Source organism: Buchnera aphidicola str. Sg (Schizaphis graminum), assembly GCF_000007365.1.
Classification (GTDB): Bacteria; Pseudomonadota; Gammaproteobacteria; order Enterobacterales; family Enterobacteriaceae; genus Buchnera; species Buchnera aphidicola.
This window is the reverse complement of the sequence record NC_004061.1, coordinates 445,277-463,935: the sequence shown is the minus strand read 5'-3', so window position 1 is coordinate 463,935 and position 18,659 is coordinate 445,277. Positions and strand designations below refer to the sequence as shown.

Annotated in this window: 15 protein-coding genes, 3 tRNA genes and 5 pseudogenes; 17 read left to right on the top strand and 6 right to left on the bottom strand. The window is 25.6% G+C overall.

Going from position 1 to position 18,659, the window contains the following annotated elements; genetic code table 11:
- The first annotated feature begins 12 nt into the window (after nt 1–12).
- The 11 genes and pseudogenes from BUSG_RS02155 to queD all read left to right on the top strand — a co-directional run bounded on the left by BUSG_RS02155 (nt 13) and on the right by queD (nt 8,315).
- Nucleotides 13–749, top strand: a pseudogene (locus BUSG_RS02155) (phosphoadenylyl-sulfate reductase).
- A 100-nt stretch (nt 750–849) separates the two neighbouring features.
- Nucleotides 850–2,270: pseudogene (gene cysG / locus BUSG_RS02150) on the top strand (siroheme synthase CysG).
- Nucleotides 2,271–2,279: 9 nt separating this feature from the next.
- A pseudogene (gene cysD / locus BUSG_RS02145) lies at nt 2,280–3,190 on the top strand (sulfate adenylyltransferase subunit CysD).
- A gap of 18 nt (nt 3,191–3,208) precedes the next feature.
- Nucleotides 3,209–4,626: pseudogene (gene cysN / locus BUSG_RS03335) on the top strand (sulfate adenylyltransferase subunit CysN).
- A gap of 22 nt (nt 4,627–4,648) precedes the next feature.
- Nucleotides 4,649–5,284 carry an adenylyl-sulfate kinase gene (gene cysC / locus BUSG_RS02135; RefSeq protein ID WP_011053924.1) on the top strand — a complete coding sequence of 212 codons (636 nt, stop codon included), beginning with the start codon at nt 4,649–4,651 and terminating at the stop codon, nt 5,282–5,284.
- Nucleotides 5,285–5,312: 28 nt separating this feature from the next.
- The gene (locus tag BUSG_RS02130) at nt 5,313–5,507 is read left to right on the top strand and encodes a septum formation initiator family protein (protein ID WP_234414131.1); all 195 of its coding nucleotides are present in this window, start codon (nt 5,313–5,315) and stop codon (nt 5,505–5,507) included.
- 57 nt (nt 5,508–5,564) lie between these two features.
- On the top strand, nt 5,565–6,275 hold the full coding sequence (ispD, locus tag BUSG_RS02125) for a 2-C-methyl-D-erythritol 4-phosphate cytidylyltransferase (protein ID WP_011053922.1): 711 nt from the start codon (nt 5,565–5,567) through the stop codon (nt 6,273–6,275).
- Nucleotides 6,276–6,290: 15 nt separating this feature from the next.
- Nucleotides 6,291–6,794: a 2-C-methyl-D-erythritol 2,4-cyclodiphosphate synthase gene (ispF, locus tag BUSG_RS02120; RefSeq protein ID WP_011053921.1), complete on the top strand. Its 504-nt coding sequence runs from the start codon at nt 6,291–6,293 to the stop codon at nt 6,792–6,794.
- A 319-nt stretch (nt 6,795–7,113) separates the two neighbouring features.
- Nucleotides 7,114–7,242 (top strand): annotated as a pseudogene (locus BUSG_RS03345) (LysM peptidoglycan-binding domain-containing protein); the annotation flags it as partial.
- A 378-nt stretch (nt 7,243–7,620) separates the two neighbouring features.
- A complete protein-coding gene (locus tag BUSG_RS03230; protein ID WP_050702898.1) occupies nt 7,621–7,911 on the top strand; it encodes a peptidoglycan DD-metalloendopeptidase family protein in 291 nt (96 codons plus the stop codon).
- Between the two features lie 41 nt (nt 7,912–7,952).
- Nucleotides 7,953–8,315 (top strand): 6-carboxytetrahydropterin synthase QueD, encoded by a 363-nt coding sequence (gene queD, locus BUSG_RS02110; protein WP_011053920.1) that lies wholly within the window; start codon nt 7,953–7,955, stop codon nt 8,313–8,315.
- Between the two features lie 15 nt (nt 8,316–8,330).
- On the opposite strand, the gene queE is transcribed toward queD, so the two are convergent.
- From queE to glnS, 4 genes are all read right to left on the bottom strand, one after another.
- Nucleotides 8,331–8,990, bottom strand: coding sequence for a 7-carboxy-7-deazaguanine synthase QueE (gene queE, locus BUSG_RS02105; protein WP_011053919.1), 660 nt, complete (start codon nt 8,988–8,990; stop codon nt 8,331–8,333).
- 97 nt (nt 8,991–9,087) lie between these two features.
- Nucleotides 9,088–10,392, bottom strand: a complete 1,305-nt coding sequence (gene eno, locus BUSG_RS02100) for a phosphopyruvate hydratase (RefSeq protein WP_011053918.1) — start codon at nt 10,390–10,392, stop codon at nt 9,088–9,090.
- On the bottom strand, nt 10,385–12,046 hold the full coding sequence (locus BUSG_RS02095) for a CTP synthase (protein WP_011053917.1): 1,662 nt from the start codon (nt 12,044–12,046) through the stop codon (nt 10,385–10,387). The genes eno and BUSG_RS02095 overlap by 8 nt, the downstream gene beginning before the upstream one ends.
- Before the next feature lie 155 nt (nt 12,047–12,201).
- Nucleotides 12,202–13,890, bottom strand: a complete 1,689-nt coding sequence (gene glnS, locus BUSG_RS02090) for a glutamine--tRNA ligase (protein WP_044006058.1) — start codon at nt 13,888–13,890, stop codon at nt 12,202–12,204.
- Between the two features lie 136 nt (nt 13,891–14,026).
- Here glnS and BUSG_RS02085 point away from each other — a divergent pair.
- From BUSG_RS02085 to BUSG_RS02065, 5 genes are all read left to right on the top strand, one after another.
- Nucleotides 14,027–14,100: transfer RNA gene (locus tag BUSG_RS02085), tRNA-Met, on the top strand.
- Nucleotides 14,101–14,112: 12 nt separating this feature from the next.
- Nucleotides 14,113–14,194 (top strand) — tRNA-Leu (locus tag BUSG_RS02080).
- 40 nt (nt 14,195–14,234) lie between these two features.
- Nucleotides 14,235–14,309 (top strand) — tRNA-Gln (locus BUSG_RS02075).
- Nucleotides 14,310–14,487: 178 nt separating this feature from the next.
- Complete coding sequence (rpiA, locus tag BUSG_RS02070) at nt 14,488–15,147, top strand: ribose-5-phosphate isomerase RpiA (protein WP_011053915.1); 660 nt, start codon at nt 14,488–14,490, stop codon at nt 15,145–15,147.
- Nucleotides 15,148–15,216: 69 nt separating this feature from the next.
- On the top strand, nt 15,217–15,816 hold the full coding sequence (locus tag BUSG_RS02065; protein ID WP_011053914.1) for a 5-formyltetrahydrofolate cyclo-ligase: 600 nt from the start codon (nt 15,217–15,219) through the stop codon (nt 15,814–15,816).
- Here BUSG_RS02065 and BUSG_RS02060 read toward each other — a convergent pair.
- Both BUSG_RS02060 and BUSG_RS02055 read right to left on the bottom strand, forming a co-directional pair.
- Nucleotides 15,813–16,553 carry a 16S rRNA (uracil(1498)-N(3))-methyltransferase gene (locus BUSG_RS02060; RefSeq protein ID WP_011053913.1) on the bottom strand — a complete coding sequence of 247 codons (741 nt, stop codon included), beginning with the start codon at nt 16,551–16,553 and terminating at the stop codon, nt 15,813–15,815. The genes BUSG_RS02065 and BUSG_RS02060 overlap by 4 nt on opposite strands.
- A gap of 3 nt (nt 16,554–16,556) precedes the next feature.
- Complete coding sequence (locus BUSG_RS02055) at nt 16,557–17,252, bottom strand: endonuclease (RefSeq protein ID WP_079169858.1); 696 nt, start codon at nt 17,250–17,252, stop codon at nt 16,557–16,559.
- A gap of 218 nt (nt 17,253–17,470) precedes the next feature.
- Between BUSG_RS02055 and metK the strand changes: the two genes are divergently transcribed.
- Nucleotides 17,471–18,610: a methionine adenosyltransferase gene (gene metK / locus BUSG_RS02050; RefSeq protein WP_011053912.1), complete on the top strand. Its 1,140-nt coding sequence runs from the start codon at nt 17,471–17,473 to the stop codon at nt 18,608–18,610.
- The last annotated feature ends 49 nt before the right edge of the window (nt 18,611–18,659 follow it).

Sequence of the window (18,659 nt, the reverse complement as noted above, 5' to 3'; positions counted from 1 at the left end):
TGGTGATGAAAAATGTTTCAATTTAACTATGAAAATATAAATTCGTTAGATTCTAAAAAAAAAAGAAATGTTATCTGAATTTAACATGATAGTATCTAGATACTCTCCTGAAAAACGCATATCTTGGGCATTAAAGAATTTACCATTTACACATGTCATGTCATCTAGTTTTGGTATTCAATCCATTTTATTATTACATCTTATAGTAAAACAAAAACCTAATATTCCTATTATATTGATTGACACTGGATATTTATTTCCTCAAATATATAATTTTATTGATATATTAGTGAAGAAGTGGAATTTAAACTTAAAAGTGTTTCAATCATCTATCTCTTCATCTTGGCAAGAAGCTCGATATGGGAAATTATAGAAGCAAGGAATTGAAGGAATCAATTTATATAACACTATCAACAAAGTAGAACCAATGAATTTAGCTTTTAAAAAATTATCAGTAAAAACATGGTTTTCAGGATTACGTCGTGAACAATCTAAAAGTCGAAGTTCATTACCCTATATTTCTATTCAGAAAGGAATTTTCAAAGTATTACCAATTTTAGATTGGTCTAATGATGAAATATATAAATATATAAAAGAAAATAACTTAAATAATCATCCCTTATTAAAAGAAGGCTATATATCTGTAGGAGATGTTCATACTACTAAAAAATTTAAAAAAGATATGATGTTAGAAGAAGAAACTCGTTTTTTTTGGATTAAAACGTGAATGTGGCTTACATGAAGATTAAATTGCATACTTTTGAAAATTTTATGTATTTAAAGATAAAAAAATTAAATATTTTCAAAAATTGACATAAATTTTTTATTATTTTTTTAAACAGGGTAAACGTGAATTATCTTCCTATTTTCGTAGATTTAAAATATAAAAATGTATTGGTAGTTGGTGCCGGACAAGTAGCTTTTAATAAGATTACATTATTACTTCGTTCAGGAGCTATAATTAGTATTTTTAGTAAAGATATATCTTTAGAAATTAAAAAACTTCTAGATCAAAAAAAAATATTTTGGATTTCTAAGCAGTTTCATTTCTCTGATTTAAATAATTTTTTTTTGGTTATAGCTGCTACTAATGACATTCAGTTAAATCAAAAAATATTTGAAACATGTAACAATTCCTGCAAATTGGTCAATGTAGTTGATGATCAATCGAAATGTTCTTTTATTTTTCCCTCTATTATTGATCGATCTCCTATAATTATAGGTATTTCTTCTGGAGGAATAGCACCTGTTTTATTGCGTTTATTACGTGAAAAAATTGAAGCTATTCTTCCTGTAAGATTAGGTAATGTTGCTAAAATTGCAGGTAGTTGGAGATCTATAATTAAAAAAAATTTCAAACGCTATTAGAAAGACGTCGTTTTTGGGAAAAGTTATTTAATAGTATTTTTGTTTAATATATAATCAACGGGGAAATAAAGAAAGCAGTTAAATTCTTAACAAAAATGATTCGTAAACCCGATCTATTAACTGGAGAAATTATTTTGGTTGGAGCTGGTCCTGGAAATAGTGGACTCTTAACTTTAAGAGCATTGAAGGTATTACAGGAAGCAGATGTAGTGCTATATGATCGTTTAGTTTCTTCAGAAATTTTAGAGTTTATTCGTCGAGATGCAAAACGCATTTACGTTGGTAAAACTGTTTGTGAAAAAAATATTACTCAAGATAAAATTATTTAATTATTAATATCTTTAGCAAAGAAAGGGAAAAAAGTTATTTCTTTAAAGGTAGGAGATCCATTTGTTTTCGGCCGTGGCGGTGAAGAATTAGAAGCAGCAAAAAAAGAAGGTATTAGTGTTCAAGTTGTTCCAGGTATCACATTTGCGATTGGTGTTTCAGCATATGCGGGTATACCATTAACACATCGAGACTATGCAAAAGGCGTAATATTTATTACAGGTCATAAGTGTTCAAATGATATATCAAATAATTGGTCTACTTTATGTGATTCTTCTTATACCTTAGTTGTATATATGGGAACTTTACAAGCTTCATATATTTCTCAAAATCTTATTTTACATGGTCGCTCTAAATCAACACCAATAGCTGTTATTGGAAAAGGTACTACTATAAAACAAAAAGTTATTATAGGACGTTTAGATGAACTTGATAAAATAGTTAAATTTACTATAAACCTATCTTTATTAATTATTGGAAAAGTTGTTTTTTTACATAAAAAATTAGAATGGTTTAATACCCCTAGTGTATTTAATAATAAAAAAAATATCTCTTTTATAATACATTTAATTTAAGGTGATAATATGTTTAAAAAAAATACAACCTATTTACGTCAATTAGAATCAGAAAGTATTTATATAATGCGATAGGTAATAGCTGAATTTGAAAATCCTGTAATGCTTTATTCTATTGGAAAAGATTCTTCAGTTATGCTTCATCTTGCGAGAAAATCTTTTTATCCTGGCAATTTACCTTTTCCATTATTATATATAGATACTGGATGGAAATTTAAAGAAATGTATTCCTTTAGAGATTATATTTCTAAATCTTTCAATATAGAATTAATTGTTCATTCTAATCTTAAAGGAAAATTATTGGGTGTGAATCCATTTCAAAATAGTAGTTCTAAATACACTGACATAATGAAAACAGAAGCATTGAAAGAAGCGATAAATAAATATAAATTTGATGTTGCTTTTGCTGGAGCTAGGCGTGATGAAGAAAAATCACGTTCTAAAGAACGAATTTATTCTTTTCGTCATTCCTTTCATCAGTGGGATCCTAAAAAACAACGTCCAGAATTATGGTGGAATTACAATGGTCAAATTAATAAAGGAGAAAGTATTCGTGTTTTTTTCCCCTCTCTAATTAGACTGAATTAAACATTTGGCAGTATATTTTTTTGGAAGAAATAGAAATTGTACCTCTTTATTTTTCCTCTATACGTCCAGTTTTAGAGAGAGATAGTGCTTTGTTAGTAATTGATGATAAACATATTAATATTAAACCAAAAGAAAAGATAACTAAAAAAATGGTTCGATTCCGAACTTTAGGTTGTTGGCCTTTAACGAGTGCCATTGAATCACAAGTTGTTACTCTTCCTGATATTATTAAAGAAACATTAATAGTTAAAACAAGTGAGCGTATAGGTCGCTCTATTGATTACAATCAAAGAAGTTCAATGGAGTTTAAAAAGAGACAAGGTTACTTTTAAAAATAAATTGAGATTAAAATGAATACAAATATTAACACTAAAGAACTTAATATAAAAGATAACTTTCAAAAATGGTTGCATTCAAACGAGAAAAAACTCTCTTAAAATTTTTAACATGTGGCAGTGTAGATGATGGAAAGAGTACTCTAATTGGTCGTTTATTACATGATACTAATCAAATTTATGAAACCAGTTATCTTCTTTAGAGAGCGATAGTAAATATCACGGAACGCAAGGAAAACAAATAGATCTTGCACTTATAGTTGATGGTCTTCAATTAGAACGTGAACAAGGTATTACAATTGATGTTGCTTATCGTTATTTTACTACTAGTAAAAGAAAATTTATTATTGCTGATACACCAGGTCATGAGCAATATACTCGGAATATGGTTACAGGTGCTTCTACATGCGATTTATCTATTTTATTAGTAGATGCCAGAAAAGGATTATCAGAACAAACCTATAGACATAGTTGCATTTCCACACTACTTAGAATTAAATATTTAATTGTTGCAGTAAATAAAATGGACTTAGTAAAATATAAAGAAGAAATATTTAAAAATATAAAAAAAATTTTCTTTTATTTTCTCAAAATATTTCTAAAGATTTAAAAATTTTTTTTATTCCTATATCAGCATTAATTGGTGAAAACATTGTATTTACAAGCAAATTTATGCATTGGTATAAAGGATTTACATTACTTCATCTTTTAGAAACTATAAAAATTGAAAATACTGTTAATTCTGAAGAAATAAGATTTCCAATACAATATATTAATCGTCCTAATTCAAATTTTCGTGGTTATTCTGGTACATTGTTTTCTGGCAAAATTCATATTGGACAGAAAATTAAAATATTGCCCATTAATATTAACTCATGTATCTCTCGTATTGCAAAGTTTGATCAAGATTTAGAAACAGCAGAAGTTGGTGGAGCTATTACAATAGTTTTAAATGACGAAATAGATATTAATCGTGGAGATTTTTTTGTAAACATCAATTCTTTTTTAAAACCTTCTCAAGAAGCAATAATAGATGTTGTTTGGATGATAGATTCTGTATTAGAAATAGGTAATTCGTACATTATTAAATTATCTGGAAAAAAACGCGTATTTATATTAAAGAAATTTTATTTGAAATTGACGTAAATACTTTAATCAAGAAAAGAGCTAATATATTAAAATTAAATAGTATTGGACGGGTGAAAATTATATTTAGTGAAGAAATGATATTTGATGATTACGAAGAAAATAAAATAACAGGAAGTTTAATTTTTATTGATCTTGTAAGCAATATTACAGTAGGAGCTGGAATGATTCGGAAAGGTACTCAAAAAAAAGAAAAAATCATTTTTGATAAAAATACAAAAGGTTTCGAATCAGATCTGTATAATTTAATATTAAAATATTTTCCATATTGGCAAATAAAAAAATAAAACATAAGGTTCTTTATTAAAAATGCATAATAATTCAAAAAAAAATATTATTTGGCAAAAACATTCGGTAACACGTATTAAACGTGAGCAAAAAAATGGTCATAAATCTATAGTAATATGGTTTACAGGATTATCAGGATCAGGAAAATCTAGTATTGCTAATTCTTTAGAAGAAATACTTTTTCAAAATAATTTTAATACTTATCTATTAGATGGTGATAATATTAGATCTAGTTTATGTTCTGATTTAAGTTTTAGTATTTTAGATAGGAATGAAAATATTAGACGTATTGGAGAAGTATCAAAACTTATGATAGATGCAGGAATAATAGTATTAGTTTCAGTTATTTCTCCTTATAGAAATCAAAGAAAAAAAATTCGTTTAATGTTAGGAAAAATAAATTTTTTGGAAGTTTTCGTTGATACTCCATTAAATATATGTGAAGAACGTGATCCTAAAAAATTATATCAAAAATCTCGTCTTGGTAAAATATCTGATTTGACTGGTATTCAATCTTTATATGAAATTCCAGAAAAACCAGATTTACATTTAGATGAAACAATATCTTTAAAAAATAATACAAAAAAATTAATTCACATATTATGTGATAAAAATATCATATCTTTTCCAAATATTGATGAAACATTTTTATTTTAAATAAAACTATTTCGAGTAATATATGAAAATGTTAAAAATATTTTTACTGTTTTTGTTGTTTTGGTTGCAATGCTCTCTTTGGATTGGAAAAAATGGTATTTTAGACTATATTAAAATATATAAAAAAATTATAGTTCAAAAAAAAAAAAACGAAGATTTTCAAATACGGAATAATCAACTAATATTAGAAATTGAACGTTTAAATAATGCAATTAAAAATTAAAAAACAATATCTATTTTTTAAATATAATGAATAAAAATTATTTTTTTTGGATATTACATGAAATTAATTAATTCACCTAAACTAAAAATTATAGCTATAGTACCAGCTGCTGGAATAGGTAGAAGGATGAAATTAGATTTTCCAAAACAATATATAAAAATAAAAGATTGTACTATTCTTGAATATACTTTAAAAACATTATTATCGCATCCTAATATAGTTCGTATTGTGGTAAGTTTGCATCAAGAAGATAATTTTTTTCAAAAATTATCTATATCATCTGATTTACGTGTTTTTTCTGTATTAGGCGGTAACGAAAGAATACATTCAGTTTTATCTGGTTTAATTATAACAACAGATGCTAAATGGGTGATAATTCATGATGCAGTTCGTCCTTGTTTAAGTTATCAAGATTTAGAAAATTTAATTGCTATCACTAAAAATACTAAAGTAGGTGGAATTTTAGCACGACCTGTATGTGATACTATCAAATATAGTAATCGAAAAAATAAAACAATATTACATACTATTCCCAGAAATCAGTTGTGGCATGCTTTAACTCCTCAGTTGTTTCCGATCAATTTATTACGGTTTTGTTTAAAGAAGATTGTTGAAGATAAAATAAATATAACAGATGAAGCTTCAGCATTAGAATATTGCGGATATCATCCATTAATTGTTTTAGGAAGTTACAAAAATATTAAGATAACTTATCCTGAAGATCTCATCTTTGCAGAATTTTATCTTAAAGAACTATTAAAAAATTAAGAGGATGTATCGATAATGAGAATTGGATACGGTTTTGATATTCATGCTTTCGGTAGTATAAAACCTTTGATCATTGGAGGTGTTCAAATACCTTATAATAAAGGTTTGATCGCTCATTCTAATGGTGATTTACTAATACATTCTTTAATAGATGCATTACTTGGTGCTACTGCTATGGGTGATATTGGTACGTTTTTTCCCAGCGAAGATAAAAAATATAAAAATATTAATAGTAGAATTTTATTAAAATATATTTGGAAAAGAATTTATTTAAAAAACTATCGTATATCTAATATTGATATTACTATTATCACTGAAACTCCTAAGATATTATCTTATATTTTTCTTATGAGATCAAATATAGCATCAGATCTTAATATTAAAATAGAAAAGATTAGTGTAAAATCTACTAGTTCTAAAATGATAGGTTGTATCGGAAGAAAAGAAGGAATAGCTTGTCAATCTCTTGTCATGCTTGTAAAATCTAAAAATACTGATCGAAAAAATAATATAATTTAATATGTATTATTTTTTTTTAAGTATAATATAATGTTTATATTAAATGAAGTTATTACTTGATTTTATTAATTATGAATTAAATGGTATAATTTAATGCAATTAAAAATTTTAGTATACAAATTTTTTTTTTAATATTTATATTTTTCATCTGTAAAACTTTTGTTTTCGGACATTCAATTGACAAAAAAAATATATTCTTTAATAACACTCAAATTTTACAGGATAAATTTGATAATTTAGAAAACCTTATTTTTTTAAAAAAAAAGAATGTTTTTCTTTACTAAAAAATAATAAAAAATATTTTTCTAAAAAAAATAAAATTTTTATCAAAAATTATAAATATATTATCTATTTTAAAAACAATATTCTTCAAGTTTTTTATATTATCAAAAAAAAGGATACACTGTATTCTATATCTAAACATTTTGGTTACAATTATCGACAACTATCAAGATTCAATCAAATTAAAAAACCTTATAAAATATTTGTAGGACAAAAAATACGGATAGCAAATATTTCAATTAATAATATTGATCATTTAAATTGTACTTTTTTAAATTACAACAACAAGATTAAAAAAGAATACAGTTCTTGTAAATCTTTTTTTGAAAAGTCATTAAATTTTGAAAAATTTTTAAAAAAAAATCAATTTTTTACTAAAATATGTTTTTTCCATAAGAAAAAACTAGATGAAAAAAAATACGTTCAATCGCAAAAAAAACCGATTATTATTTCTAATAATTGGTCTTGGCCTATACAAAACCTAAATATACAAAAATTTTCTCGTTTTCAAATTAATGATCGAAACGGAATTGAAATTTCTGGTTTGGAAGGACAATCTGTTTTTGCTGCTGCTTCTGGAGAAGTAGTATATGTTGATGACGATTTTGAAAATTATAGTAAATTAATTATTATTAAACATAAAAACAATTATTTAAGTGTATATGGATTTAATAAATCTATTCTTGTTAAACAAAAAGATAAAGTATATAAAAACCAAAAAATTGCTACTATAGGTTCATTAAAAAATAATGCAGTAAAATTGTATTTTGAAATACGTTATAAAGGTGAACCAGTTAATCCATTGAATTTATTACCTAACTTAAAAACACAATAACTAAAAATCTTATTTATTTTTGAAACTATGTTGAGAAATATGTGAAAACTATTATATTTAAAGATTTTCAATTCGAGGCAGCGCATTATTTACCGTATGTTCCTAAAATGCATAAATGCAGACGATTACACGGTCATTCCTTTTTTGTTCGTTTAGAACTTAAAGATAAAATTAATGAAAAAAATGGATGGATAATAGATTATGCTGAAATTAAATTAGCGTTTCAACCTATCTATGATCAGTTAGATCATCATTTTTTAAATGATATTCCTGGTTTAGAAAATCCAACAAGTGAAATTTTAGCTAAATGGATTTGGCATCGTTTAAAACCTAAATTGTCTATTTTAAATACTATTATAATTAAAGAAACATGCACATCAGGATGTATTTATCAAGGTTTCTAAGATTATAAACACAACTTATCGAATTTTAAGATATTTATGTATTTGTACTGATAATCTCCAATTTTTTATTATACACGTTTTAATACAAATATTTAATGCTTCTTCATTTTGACTAATTGGTTGTAGAAAAATTAAATTATGTTTTTTATTTTTTATTTTTTTTAAAATACTATTTAGGTAAAATAAATCTTCCTTTTTTAAAACAGGGTATTTAATTTCATTAGAGCGCAATATTGATGTTTTTAGTGTTTTTTTATTAATTTTAGGAGAAAGTGTAATCCAAGTATTTAGAGAACATTTAATTAATTCAGTCCCACTTGTTTCTATTTGACATTTATAATCTTCTTTTTCTAGTTCTTTTGTAATTTCTAAAAGATTATATAAACATGGTTCACCACCAGTAATAACAATATGTTTAGCTGTCCATTTTTTAATTTTTATTATCAGAATAATTTCCTTAACATTCATATAACTCCATTTTCTATTAGATTTTTTTTTCATTATTATTTTTTCGTAAGAAATTTGATCTTCATTATTACACTTCCATGTATATTTAGTATCACACCATTTGCAATGTACTGGACATCCTTGTAATCTAATAAAGATTGATGGTGTTCCAGTATAGTATCCCTCACCTTGTATAGTTTGAAATATTTCATTAATTGGATAATACATATAATTAGACTCATAAAAAATGATTAGTATTTTATGTTAATGAGAAACAGGCATATATTTTAAAATACCTGATTCTCTTTAAGAATATATCTTATCTTTAAAAAGATGATTTTACTTCTTTTAGTCCGTAGAAAGGCGCTCTTTTTTTATTTAATATTTCTTCTATTCTGATTAATTGATTGTATTTAGAAGTTCTATCAGAACGACTCATTGATCCTGTTTTAATTTGCCCTGATGCTGTTCCTACTGATAAATCTGCTATTGATGTATCTTCTGTTTCACCTGAACGATGAGAAATAATAACACCATAATTAAATTTTTTTGCTATTTTAATAGTTTCAATTGTTTCAGTTAATGTTCCAATTTGATTTAATTTTATTAAAATTGCATTTGCAACACCTTTTTTTATTCCTTTTTTTAAGATATTTTTATTAGTAACAAATAAATCATCTCCTACTAATTGCAGTGAATTACCTAATTCTTTTGTTTGATATAAAAAACCTTCCCAATCTGATTCGTCTTGTCCATCTTCAATAGAAATAATAGGATATTTATTAGACAATTTTTTTAAATAATGAGTTAGTTCTTGTGAACTAAATTCAGTTCCTTCTCCGATGAATTGGTATTTTTTTCTAGTTTTATTGTATAACTCAGAAGCTGCGCAATCTATAGCTAATGTAATATCTTTTCCTAACTTATATTTAGTTTTGTGTACTGCATCTTGAATTACATTTAATGCTTCTTCATTAGATTTAAAATTTGGAGCATATCCTCCCTCGTCGCCTACTGTAGTACTCATTCCTTTATCTTTTAGTAAATTTCCTAATGAATGAAATATTTCTGCTCCTATACGTATAGCTTCTGTAATGGATTTTGCTGAAATAGGTTGTATCATAAATTCTTGAATATCAATATTATTATTCGCGTGTTTTCCACCGTTAATTATATTAATCATTGGCAAAGGCATGGAAAATACGCCTGGTGTATTATTAATTTCTGCAATGTGTTGATATAAAGGCATGCCCTTAGAAGATGCAGCTGCTTTAGCAGTTGCTAAAGATACTGACAAAATCGAATTGGAACCTAAATTAGATTTGTTTTCTGTACCATCTAAATTAATCATGGTTTGATCGATATCAAATTGATCTATTGCATTTTTATTTTTTAAAGAGTAGAAAATTTTATTATTTATTATTTCTACTGCTTTTTGCACACCCTTACCCATAAATCGATTTTTATCTTGATCTCTTAATTCCCATGTTTCAAAAGAACCTGTAGATGCTCCGGAAGGTACTGAAGCTAAACCAACAAAACCTCCTTCAAGCAAAACTTCACATTCTATGGTAGGATTACCTCTAGAATCGATGATTTCACGACCAATTATTTTTAATATTTTAGACATTTTTTACCTTTATTTTAAAATTATTTTTTTTATTTTTTTTTGCTGATTTAATAAAATCTATGAATAATGGATGTCCATCGCGCGGTGTAGAAGTAAATTCAGGATGAAATTGACAACCAATAAACCATGGATGATCAAAAATTTCTATGATTTCAACTATATTATTTTTTTTAGAACGTCCTGCTATTTTTAATCCATTTTTTTCTATTTTTTTTAATAAAAAATTGTTTACTTCATATCGATGTCTATGCCGTTCTATAATGGTATCTTTTTTATATAATTTTCTAGACAAACTATTAAAAATTAATTTGCACGGTTGACTTCCTAGTCTCATAGTACCTCCAAAATTAGATTTATTATTTTTTTTTCCTTGTCTTGTATCTTTTATATCATTTTTTTTAGTTTTAATTAAATCGATCACGGGAAATTTACATTGTGGATCAAATTCTGTAGAATTCGCTTCTTTAATTCCTATAACATTTTGTGCGAATTCTATGATTGCTATTTGCATTCCTAAGCATATTCCGAAATAAGGAATATTATTTTCACGTGCGTATTGAACAGATAATAATTTTCCTATTATACCCCGATCTCCAAAACCACCTGGTATTAGAATACCATTAAGATTTTGTAATAATTTAAAATTTTTATTTTCTATTTCTTGAGAGTTAATTAACTCTATTTTTACTTTAATTTTATTTTTTAATCCTGCATGTTTAAGTGCTTCTATTACTGATTTATATGCATCAGGCAATTTTATATATTTTCCTATTATACCAATAATAATTTCTTTACTAGCATTTTTTTCTTCATAAATAACTTTTTCCCATTCTTTTAAATCAGCTTGAGGGACATTTAATTTAAAATATTCGCAAATATAATTATCTAATTTTTGATCTTTTAACAGTTTTGGTATTGTGTATATCGAATCTACGTCTTTTAAAGAGATTACAGCATTCACTGGAACATTGCAAAATAATGCAATTTTTTTTCTTTCGTTTATTGGAACTGTTTTTTGAGAACGACAAATCAAAATATCTGGTTGTATTCCAATTGATAGCAATTCTTTTACTGAATGTTGAGTAGGTTTAGTTTTAATTTCTCCAGCTGTTTTTATATACGGTACAAGTGTTAAATGTATGTATATTACATTTTTACGCCCAATGTCCACGGCTAGTTGACGAATTGCTTCAAGAAATGGTAAAGATTCAATATCTCCAACTGTCCCACCTATTTCGACAAGGATAATATCGCTATTTTTAGAGCATAAAATTATTCTATCTTTAATAGCATTAGTAATATGCGGTATTACTTGAATAGTTGAACCTAAATAATCACCTCTTCTTTCTTTTTTTAAAACTTCAGAATAAATACTTCCAGTAGTAAAATTATTTAAACATGTCATTTTTGTTCGAATAAAACGTTCATAATGACCTAAATCTAGATCTGTTTCCGCACCATCTTCAGTAACAAAGACTTCTCCATGTTGAATAGGACTCATTGTTCCTGGATCAACATTAATATATGGATCTAATTTCATAATAGTTATTTTTAAATTTCGAGCTTCTAATACAGCTCCCAATGAAGCAGCTGCAATACCCTTTCCTAAAGATGATACTACGCCGCCAGTTATAAAAATATAATTTTTAGTCATGCGAAATATAAAAATATCAGTTAAAATGAATAGATAGTTTTAAAATTTTAATATTTAATTAAATTATTTTAGTAAAATAAATTCAATAGATTTTCAAATATAAAAATTTTTAAATTTTATTTGAAGATATTAAGTATAGTATGTATTTTAATTTTTCATTTTTTTAAATTCCATGAATCTTTTAAACTAACAGTACGATTAAAAACTAATTTATTTTCTTTTGAATCAACTTCATCTACACAAAAGTAGCCAGTTCTTTCAAATTGAAAAAACAATTTTATAAAATTATTACTCATTTTTTTTATTATTTTTTGAGCTATTTTTTTTTCGACAAAGCCATTTTTTACTATTAATGAATTAGAATTTAAATAAGATAAGAAATTTTTTTCTTGATCAGGATTTTTTATTTTAAATAATTGATTGTATAATTTAAATTTAGCTGGAAATGAATTTTTTACTGCAATCCAGTGTATTACTGCAGGATTTTTTCTATTAATTGGTTTTTTCCCTAAACTGTTAATATCACAGAAGCATATTATTTTGATAATATTACCACTTTCATCTTTTTCTATTTTTTCTGCTTTTATTATATATGCATATCTTAAACGAACTTCTTCTCCAATTTTTAATCTTTTATATTTTTTATCGTATTTTTCTTTGAAATCTTCTCGTTCAATATATATTGTATTTGTAAAGATAATTTCGTGAGTCCCTAAATGTAGATGTTTTGGATGATTGGGAACTATTAATTTTTCTTCATGATCATTATCTATGTTATATAGAAATATTTTAATTGGTTCTAATACAGCCATAGTACGTATTGCTTTTTTGTTTAGTTCTTTTCTAATACAATATTCTAGCATAGAAAATTCTATTAAATTATTTTGTTTAGTGATACCAATTCTATGACAAAAATCACGAATAGAAGATGCTGTATATCCTTTTTTTCTCAATCCAGAAATAGTTAGTATTCTTGGATCGTCCCATCCGTTAACTATTTTTTTTTCAATTAAAATTGAAATTTTTCTTTTAGATAAAATTGAGTATTCTAGATTTAATCTAGAGAACTCATATTGTTTTGAATAATGCTTGATACTAGTATTTTTTAAAATCCAATTATATAAATTTTTATTGTCTTGAAATTCTAATGTACAAAAAGAATGAGTTATACCTTCAATAGAATCAGATAAACAATGAGCAAAATCATATGTAGGATATATACACCATTTTTTTTTAGTTTGGTGATGTGTAGAGAAAATAATTCGATATAATACAGGATCACGCATAACAATAAATGAAGAACTCATATTAATTTTTGCACGTAAGCATGCCTCTCCTTCTTTAAATTCTCCTTTTTTCATTTTTTCAAATAATTTTAAGTTTTCTGTAATACTTCTATTTCTATAAGGACTATTTTTTCCTACGGTACTTAAAGTGCCTCTGTATTCACGTATTTCTTCTTTTGTTAATTCATCTACGTATGCTAAACCTTTTTGAATTAATTCTTTAGCATATTCATACAGTATTGGAAAATATTCAGAAGAATAACGAACTTTTTTATGCCATTGATAACCCAACCATTTAATATCGTTTTTGATTGAGTTTATATATTTGATGTTTTCCTTAACTGGATTTGTATCATCGAAACGAAGATTACAATATCCATTGTATACATTTGCAAGTTCAAAATTTAAACATATTGATTTAGCATGTCCAATATGAAGATATCCATTAGGTTCAGGAGGAAAACGCGTATGCAATAACAAATTTTTATTTTTTTTGAAATCTTCATTAATAATTTTATAAATAAAATTATTATCATTTTTTTCTATTTTATTGTTCATTTTTTTAAATCTCATTTGATTTTTTTATATAAAAAATTACTTATTTTACATTAATAATTATATTGATTATTTATTTTTTATATTATAAAATAAAGAAAGTATTATTTTTTTAAAAAATATTTTCTATTTTTAATCAGGCTACGTAGCTCAGTTGGTTAGAGCACAGCACTCATAACGCTGGGGTCATGGGTTCAATTCCCGTCGTAGCCACTATTTTTAGTAGCGGGAGTGGCGAAATAGGTAGACGCACCAGATTTAGGTTCTGGCGCCGTAAGGTGTGCGAGTTCAAATCTCGCCTCCCGTATATTAATAAAATATTCTTCCAAGAAAATATGTAATGATAATGGGGTATAGCCAAGTGGTTAAGGCACCGGTTTTTGATACCGGCATCCCTGGTTCGAATCCAGGTACCCCAGCCATTCTAGAAATATCTTTTTTCTTCTCTAAACATAAAAAAATTTTTTTTCTAAAAATATAAATTATTTTTTTTATTTTGATAAAACTACAAAATTAAATTGTTAATTTAATGACATTAAAAATTTATTATTCTTTTCTATTTTAGAATATTTATTTAAAATAAAATAGGTTTTTTATACTATGAATTTAAATGAATTAAAGAAAAAAGCGGCATGGGCTGCGCTAGATTATATCTATCCTGGAACTGTTATAGGAGTAGGAACAGGTAGTACTGTTTTTTATTTTATTCAAGCTTTAAGTACAGTAAAACATTTAATATCTGGAGCTGTTTCTAGTTCTAATTCTTCTACGGTTTTATTGAAAAAAAACGGGATAAGGGTATTAGATTTAAATACCTTTGACTTCTTAGAAATTTATGTAGACAGTGCAGATGAAATTAATAATGACATGCAAATGATTAAAGGTGGTGGAGCAGCCTTGACAAAAGAAAAAATCATTGCTGCGATGTCAAAAAAATTTGTTTGTATTATTGATGAATCAAAAAAAGTAAATATTTTAGGCACTTTTCCATTGCCTATTGAAATTATTCCTATAGCATTTTCTTATATTTCAAAAGAAATATTAAAAATAGGAGGACAGCCAAAATTAAGAGAAAATATTATAACAGATAATGGTAATGTAATTATAGATGTTTACAATTTATTTATAAATGATCCTATATCAGTAGAAAAAAAAATAAATTCACTACCTGGAGTAGTTAGCGTTGGTTTATTTGCTTCGAGAGTTGCAGATGTTGTTTTAATAGGTACTCAAAAAGGAGTTGAGATTATCAAAAATTAATTCTACTAACGTTTAAAACCGTTTAAAACCGTTTGAAACCTATCAATAATATAATTTATATAGATTATTATGTCGACTAAACGTTCACAAAATCGAAAAGAAATTCGCTCCTATATTAGAATAGTACGCAATTCAGTAACGTTAACAAAAAAATATGATGAATCAAATAAAATTGTGAGAACTGCATTTAATTGTAATATTATTTATAATGCTAAAAACATTGCTTGTTTTTTATCATTTGATGGAGAAATAAATACATATCCCTTAATTTTAAAATTATGGTTAAACAATAAAAATGTATTTCTTCCTATAGTAAGTTCTAGTTATTCAAGAAAATTATTTTTTGTGCCGTTTACTTGTAAATCTATTTTATATTATAATCAATATAACATATTACAACCTTTTTATAATATGAAAGATATTATTTTAGAATCAGATTTAGATTTAATAATAGTACCTTTAGTAGCATTTGATTGTAGAGGTGTGCGCCTAGGTATGGGTGGAGGTTTTTATGATCAGTTTTTAAAAAATTGGGAAAGAAAAAAATTTATTCCAATAGGAATGGCTTATGATTTTCAGTTCGTAAATTACATACCTAGACAGCCTTGGGATATTTCCCTACCTATTGTTTTAACACCTAATAAAATACACTTTTTTCATCAAAATTAACTTAAATCACCAAATTTTATTTGTAAAGCAGTAATTGCTGCAATTACAGCTGTTTCTGTTCTTAAAATTCTAGGTCCTAATTTAATAGGAATAAATCCATATTGAATTATTTTTTCTATTTCTAAAAATGAAAATCCACCTTCACTACCGATTAATAATCGAACACAATTGATTTTTTCAGGCAATTCATTAATAGTGAAAGTAGCACTTGGACTAAAAACTATTTTTGTTTCATTTTCATATGTTCTTTTACACCATGGAAGTATATATTCTGGATTTTTAATTTCAGGAATATTATTACGATGACATTGTTCACAAGAAGAAATTACTATATTTTCCCAATGTATTTTTTTTTTTGGAAAACATATTAATTTATTTTGAAAGTTACAATATTCTGAAAATAATGGTGTAATAGTATTTACTCCCAGCTCAACAGATTTTTGGATAGAAAAATTCATTTTTTCATTTTTTGATATCACTTGTCCTAAATGAATTAACAGCGGTGATTCAAGATTTTTTATTTGTTTTTTTAAAATAATTATTTCTATTGTGTGATTATTTATTTCTAATATTTCAGAAAAAAAAATATAATTAGTATTATTAAATATTTCTAATTTATCTTTTTTTTTCATCCGTAGTACTTTTTTTATGTAATGCGTATAAGATTTCGATAATGATATTACTTGATTAATTTGTAAAAAATATTTGATATAAATTCTTGGGATACGTTTTTTCATTTTTTAATTTTTTATTTTTGAATAATAAATTTTACATTTTTTATAAATGTAATTATTATGATTTCCCTGTTTTTGAAAGATTAAATTTTCTCTTTCGCATTCCCATTTAGTTACAGGAAAGCTAATATCCCACGTTTTAAATAAATTTCTTTCTATTTTAGACAATTTAATTTTATACCTTTTACTCATATAGAAATAAGTTCGAGCTATCGTCCCTCTAGCTCTTTTAGGTGGTTCAACTATTCTTTTTTGAAAATCTATTTTTATGTTACATTTGCCATATTTTTTAGTATAATTATTTAATTGACCATATCTAAAATTAGATCGATCTCCATTTATTTCTCCGATAGCAGGTTGTAAATTATGAAGATCAAATTCAATTTTTTGATATAGTTTATTTTTTATGCATGTTTTTCGTCCTCCATTTTTCCAGCATTTTTTATCATGTCCAAATTCCCATGCTGGTACTACATGTTCCCACTCAATTCTTGTTGCTCGGTTTTTGTTTTTTCGAATTTTATATCCGCATGTTGATAAATCAGGTATGCCTTTTTTTCCACTCCAAATAATTTTGCATCCGCAATAAAACGATCCAGGTGCATTTTTGTGAATTTTAATTGCAATTTTTTTAACTTGTTGAAAATTTTGTATATATTTTTTTTTGAAACTATTTTTTTTAGTCGAATACAAAAAAAAAATATACTGATTATTATAAAAATTATTTTTTTTATCATATTATTTTATCTTTTTCAAAATTTAATTTTATTAAATAATAAATTCTTTATTTTTTATTTTAAATACATACTTTAATCAAGTATTATTTTTAATAATATTCTAAATTAGATAGAAATATTAGCATATCTTTCATTGAAATATTTTTTAATATTTCATAATTTTAAAAAAAGGTAAATAAAAAAATGACTGAATATCTTTTTACATCAGAATCAGTTTCAGAAGGACATCCTGATAAAATTGCAGATCAAATTTCTGATGCTTTATTAGATGAAATTATTAAACAAGATTTAAAAGCTAGAGTAGCTTGTGAAACTTATGTAAAAACAGGTATGGTTTTAATTGGAGGTGAAATTACAACTACAGCTTGGGTTGATGTTGAAGAAATTACTAGAAATACTATTAACAATATTGGTTATATTAATTCTGAAACAGGTTTTGACGCGAATTCTTGTGCAGTACTTAGTACTATAGGAAAGCAGTCTCCTGATATTACCCAAGGGGTAGATCGTTGTAATCCCTTAGAACAAGGAGCAGGAGATCAAGGGATTATTTTTGGTTACGCTACTAATGAAACAGAAGTTTTAATGCCTGCACCTATTACCTATGCTCATTTATTAGTAAAAAAACAATCTGAGTTAAGAAAAAAAAATATTTTACACTGGCTTAGACCAGATGCTAAAAGCCAAGTAACATTTAAATATAAAAATGGACGTATTATTGGAATAGATACCGTAGTTTTTTCTACTCAACATAAAGAAAGTATTACGCAGGATGTTTTAAAAGAAGCTGTTATGGAAGAAATTATAAAACCAGTTTTACCAAATAAATGGTTAACTAAAAATACAAAATTTTTTATAAATCCTACAGGTAGGTTTGTTATTGGAGGTCCTATGGGAGACTGTGGTTTAACAGGGCGTAAAATTATTGTTGATACTTATGGTGGAATGTCAAGACATGGAGGAGGTGCTTTTTCTGGTAAAGATCCTTCAAAAGTGGATCGTTCTGCTGCCTATGCAGCAAGATATGTAGCTAAAAATATTGTTGCAGCAGGATTAGCAGATCGTTGTGAAATTCAATTATCATATGCTATTGGAATTGCTGAACCTACTTCAATTATGATAGAAACTTTTAGAACAGGGAAAATAAGTAATAAGTCTTTAATTAATTTAGTACGTAACATTTTTGATTTACGTCCTTATGGATTAATTGAAATGCTTGATTTGCTTCGACCAATTTATCTTAATACAGCAGTATACGGACATTTTGGAAGGGAGGAGTTTCCTTGGGAAAAATTAGATAAAGTAGACGAATTATTGCAGTAAAAATTATTGGTATTTTTTTCTTATAGCAAACAAATAAATTAAATATATT

What these genes read in the sequence shown, in the direction of transcription:
- cysC (WP_011053924.1), top strand. Translation starts at nt 4,649, where the DNA reads ATGCATAATAATTCAAAAAAAAATATTATTTGGCAAAAACATTCGGTA.
- BUSG_RS02130 (WP_234414131.1), top strand. Translation starts at nt 5,313, where the DNA reads ATGTTAAAAATATTTTTACTGTTTTTGTTGTTTTGGTTGCAATGCTCT.
- ispD (WP_011053922.1), top strand. Translation starts at nt 5,565, where the DNA reads ATGAAATTAATTAATTCACCTAAACTAAAAATTATAGCTATAGTACCA.
- ispF (WP_011053921.1), top strand. Translation starts at nt 6,291, where the DNA reads ATGAGAATTGGATACGGTTTTGATATTCATGCTTTCGGTAGTATAAAA.
- queE (WP_011053919.1), bottom strand. Translation starts at nt 8,990, where the DNA reads ATGTATTATCCAATTAATGAAATATTTCAAACTATACAAGGTGAGGGA.
- eno (WP_011053918.1), bottom strand. Translation starts at nt 10,392, where the DNA reads ATGTCTAAAATATTAAAAATAATTGGTCGTGAAATCATCGATTCTAGA.
- BUSG_RS02095 (WP_011053917.1), bottom strand. Translation starts at nt 12,046, where the DNA reads ATGACTAAAAATTATATTTTTATAACTGGCGGCGTAGTATCATCTTTA.
- glnS (WP_044006058.1), bottom strand. Translation starts at nt 13,890, where the DNA reads ATGAACAATAAAATAGAAAAAAATGATAATAATTTTATTTATAAAATT.
- rpiA (WP_011053915.1), top strand. Translation starts at nt 14,488, where the DNA reads ATGAATTTAAATGAATTAAAGAAAAAAGCGGCATGGGCTGCGCTAGAT.
- BUSG_RS02065 (WP_011053914.1), top strand. Translation starts at nt 15,217, where the DNA reads ATGTCGACTAAACGTTCACAAAATCGAAAAGAAATTCGCTCCTATATT.
- BUSG_RS02060 (WP_011053913.1), bottom strand. Translation starts at nt 16,553, where the DNA reads ATGAAAAAACGTATCCCAAGAATTTATATCAAATATTTTTTACAAATT.
- metK (WP_011053912.1), top strand. Translation starts at nt 17,471, where the DNA reads ATGACTGAATATCTTTTTACATCAGAATCAGTTTCAGAAGGACATCCT.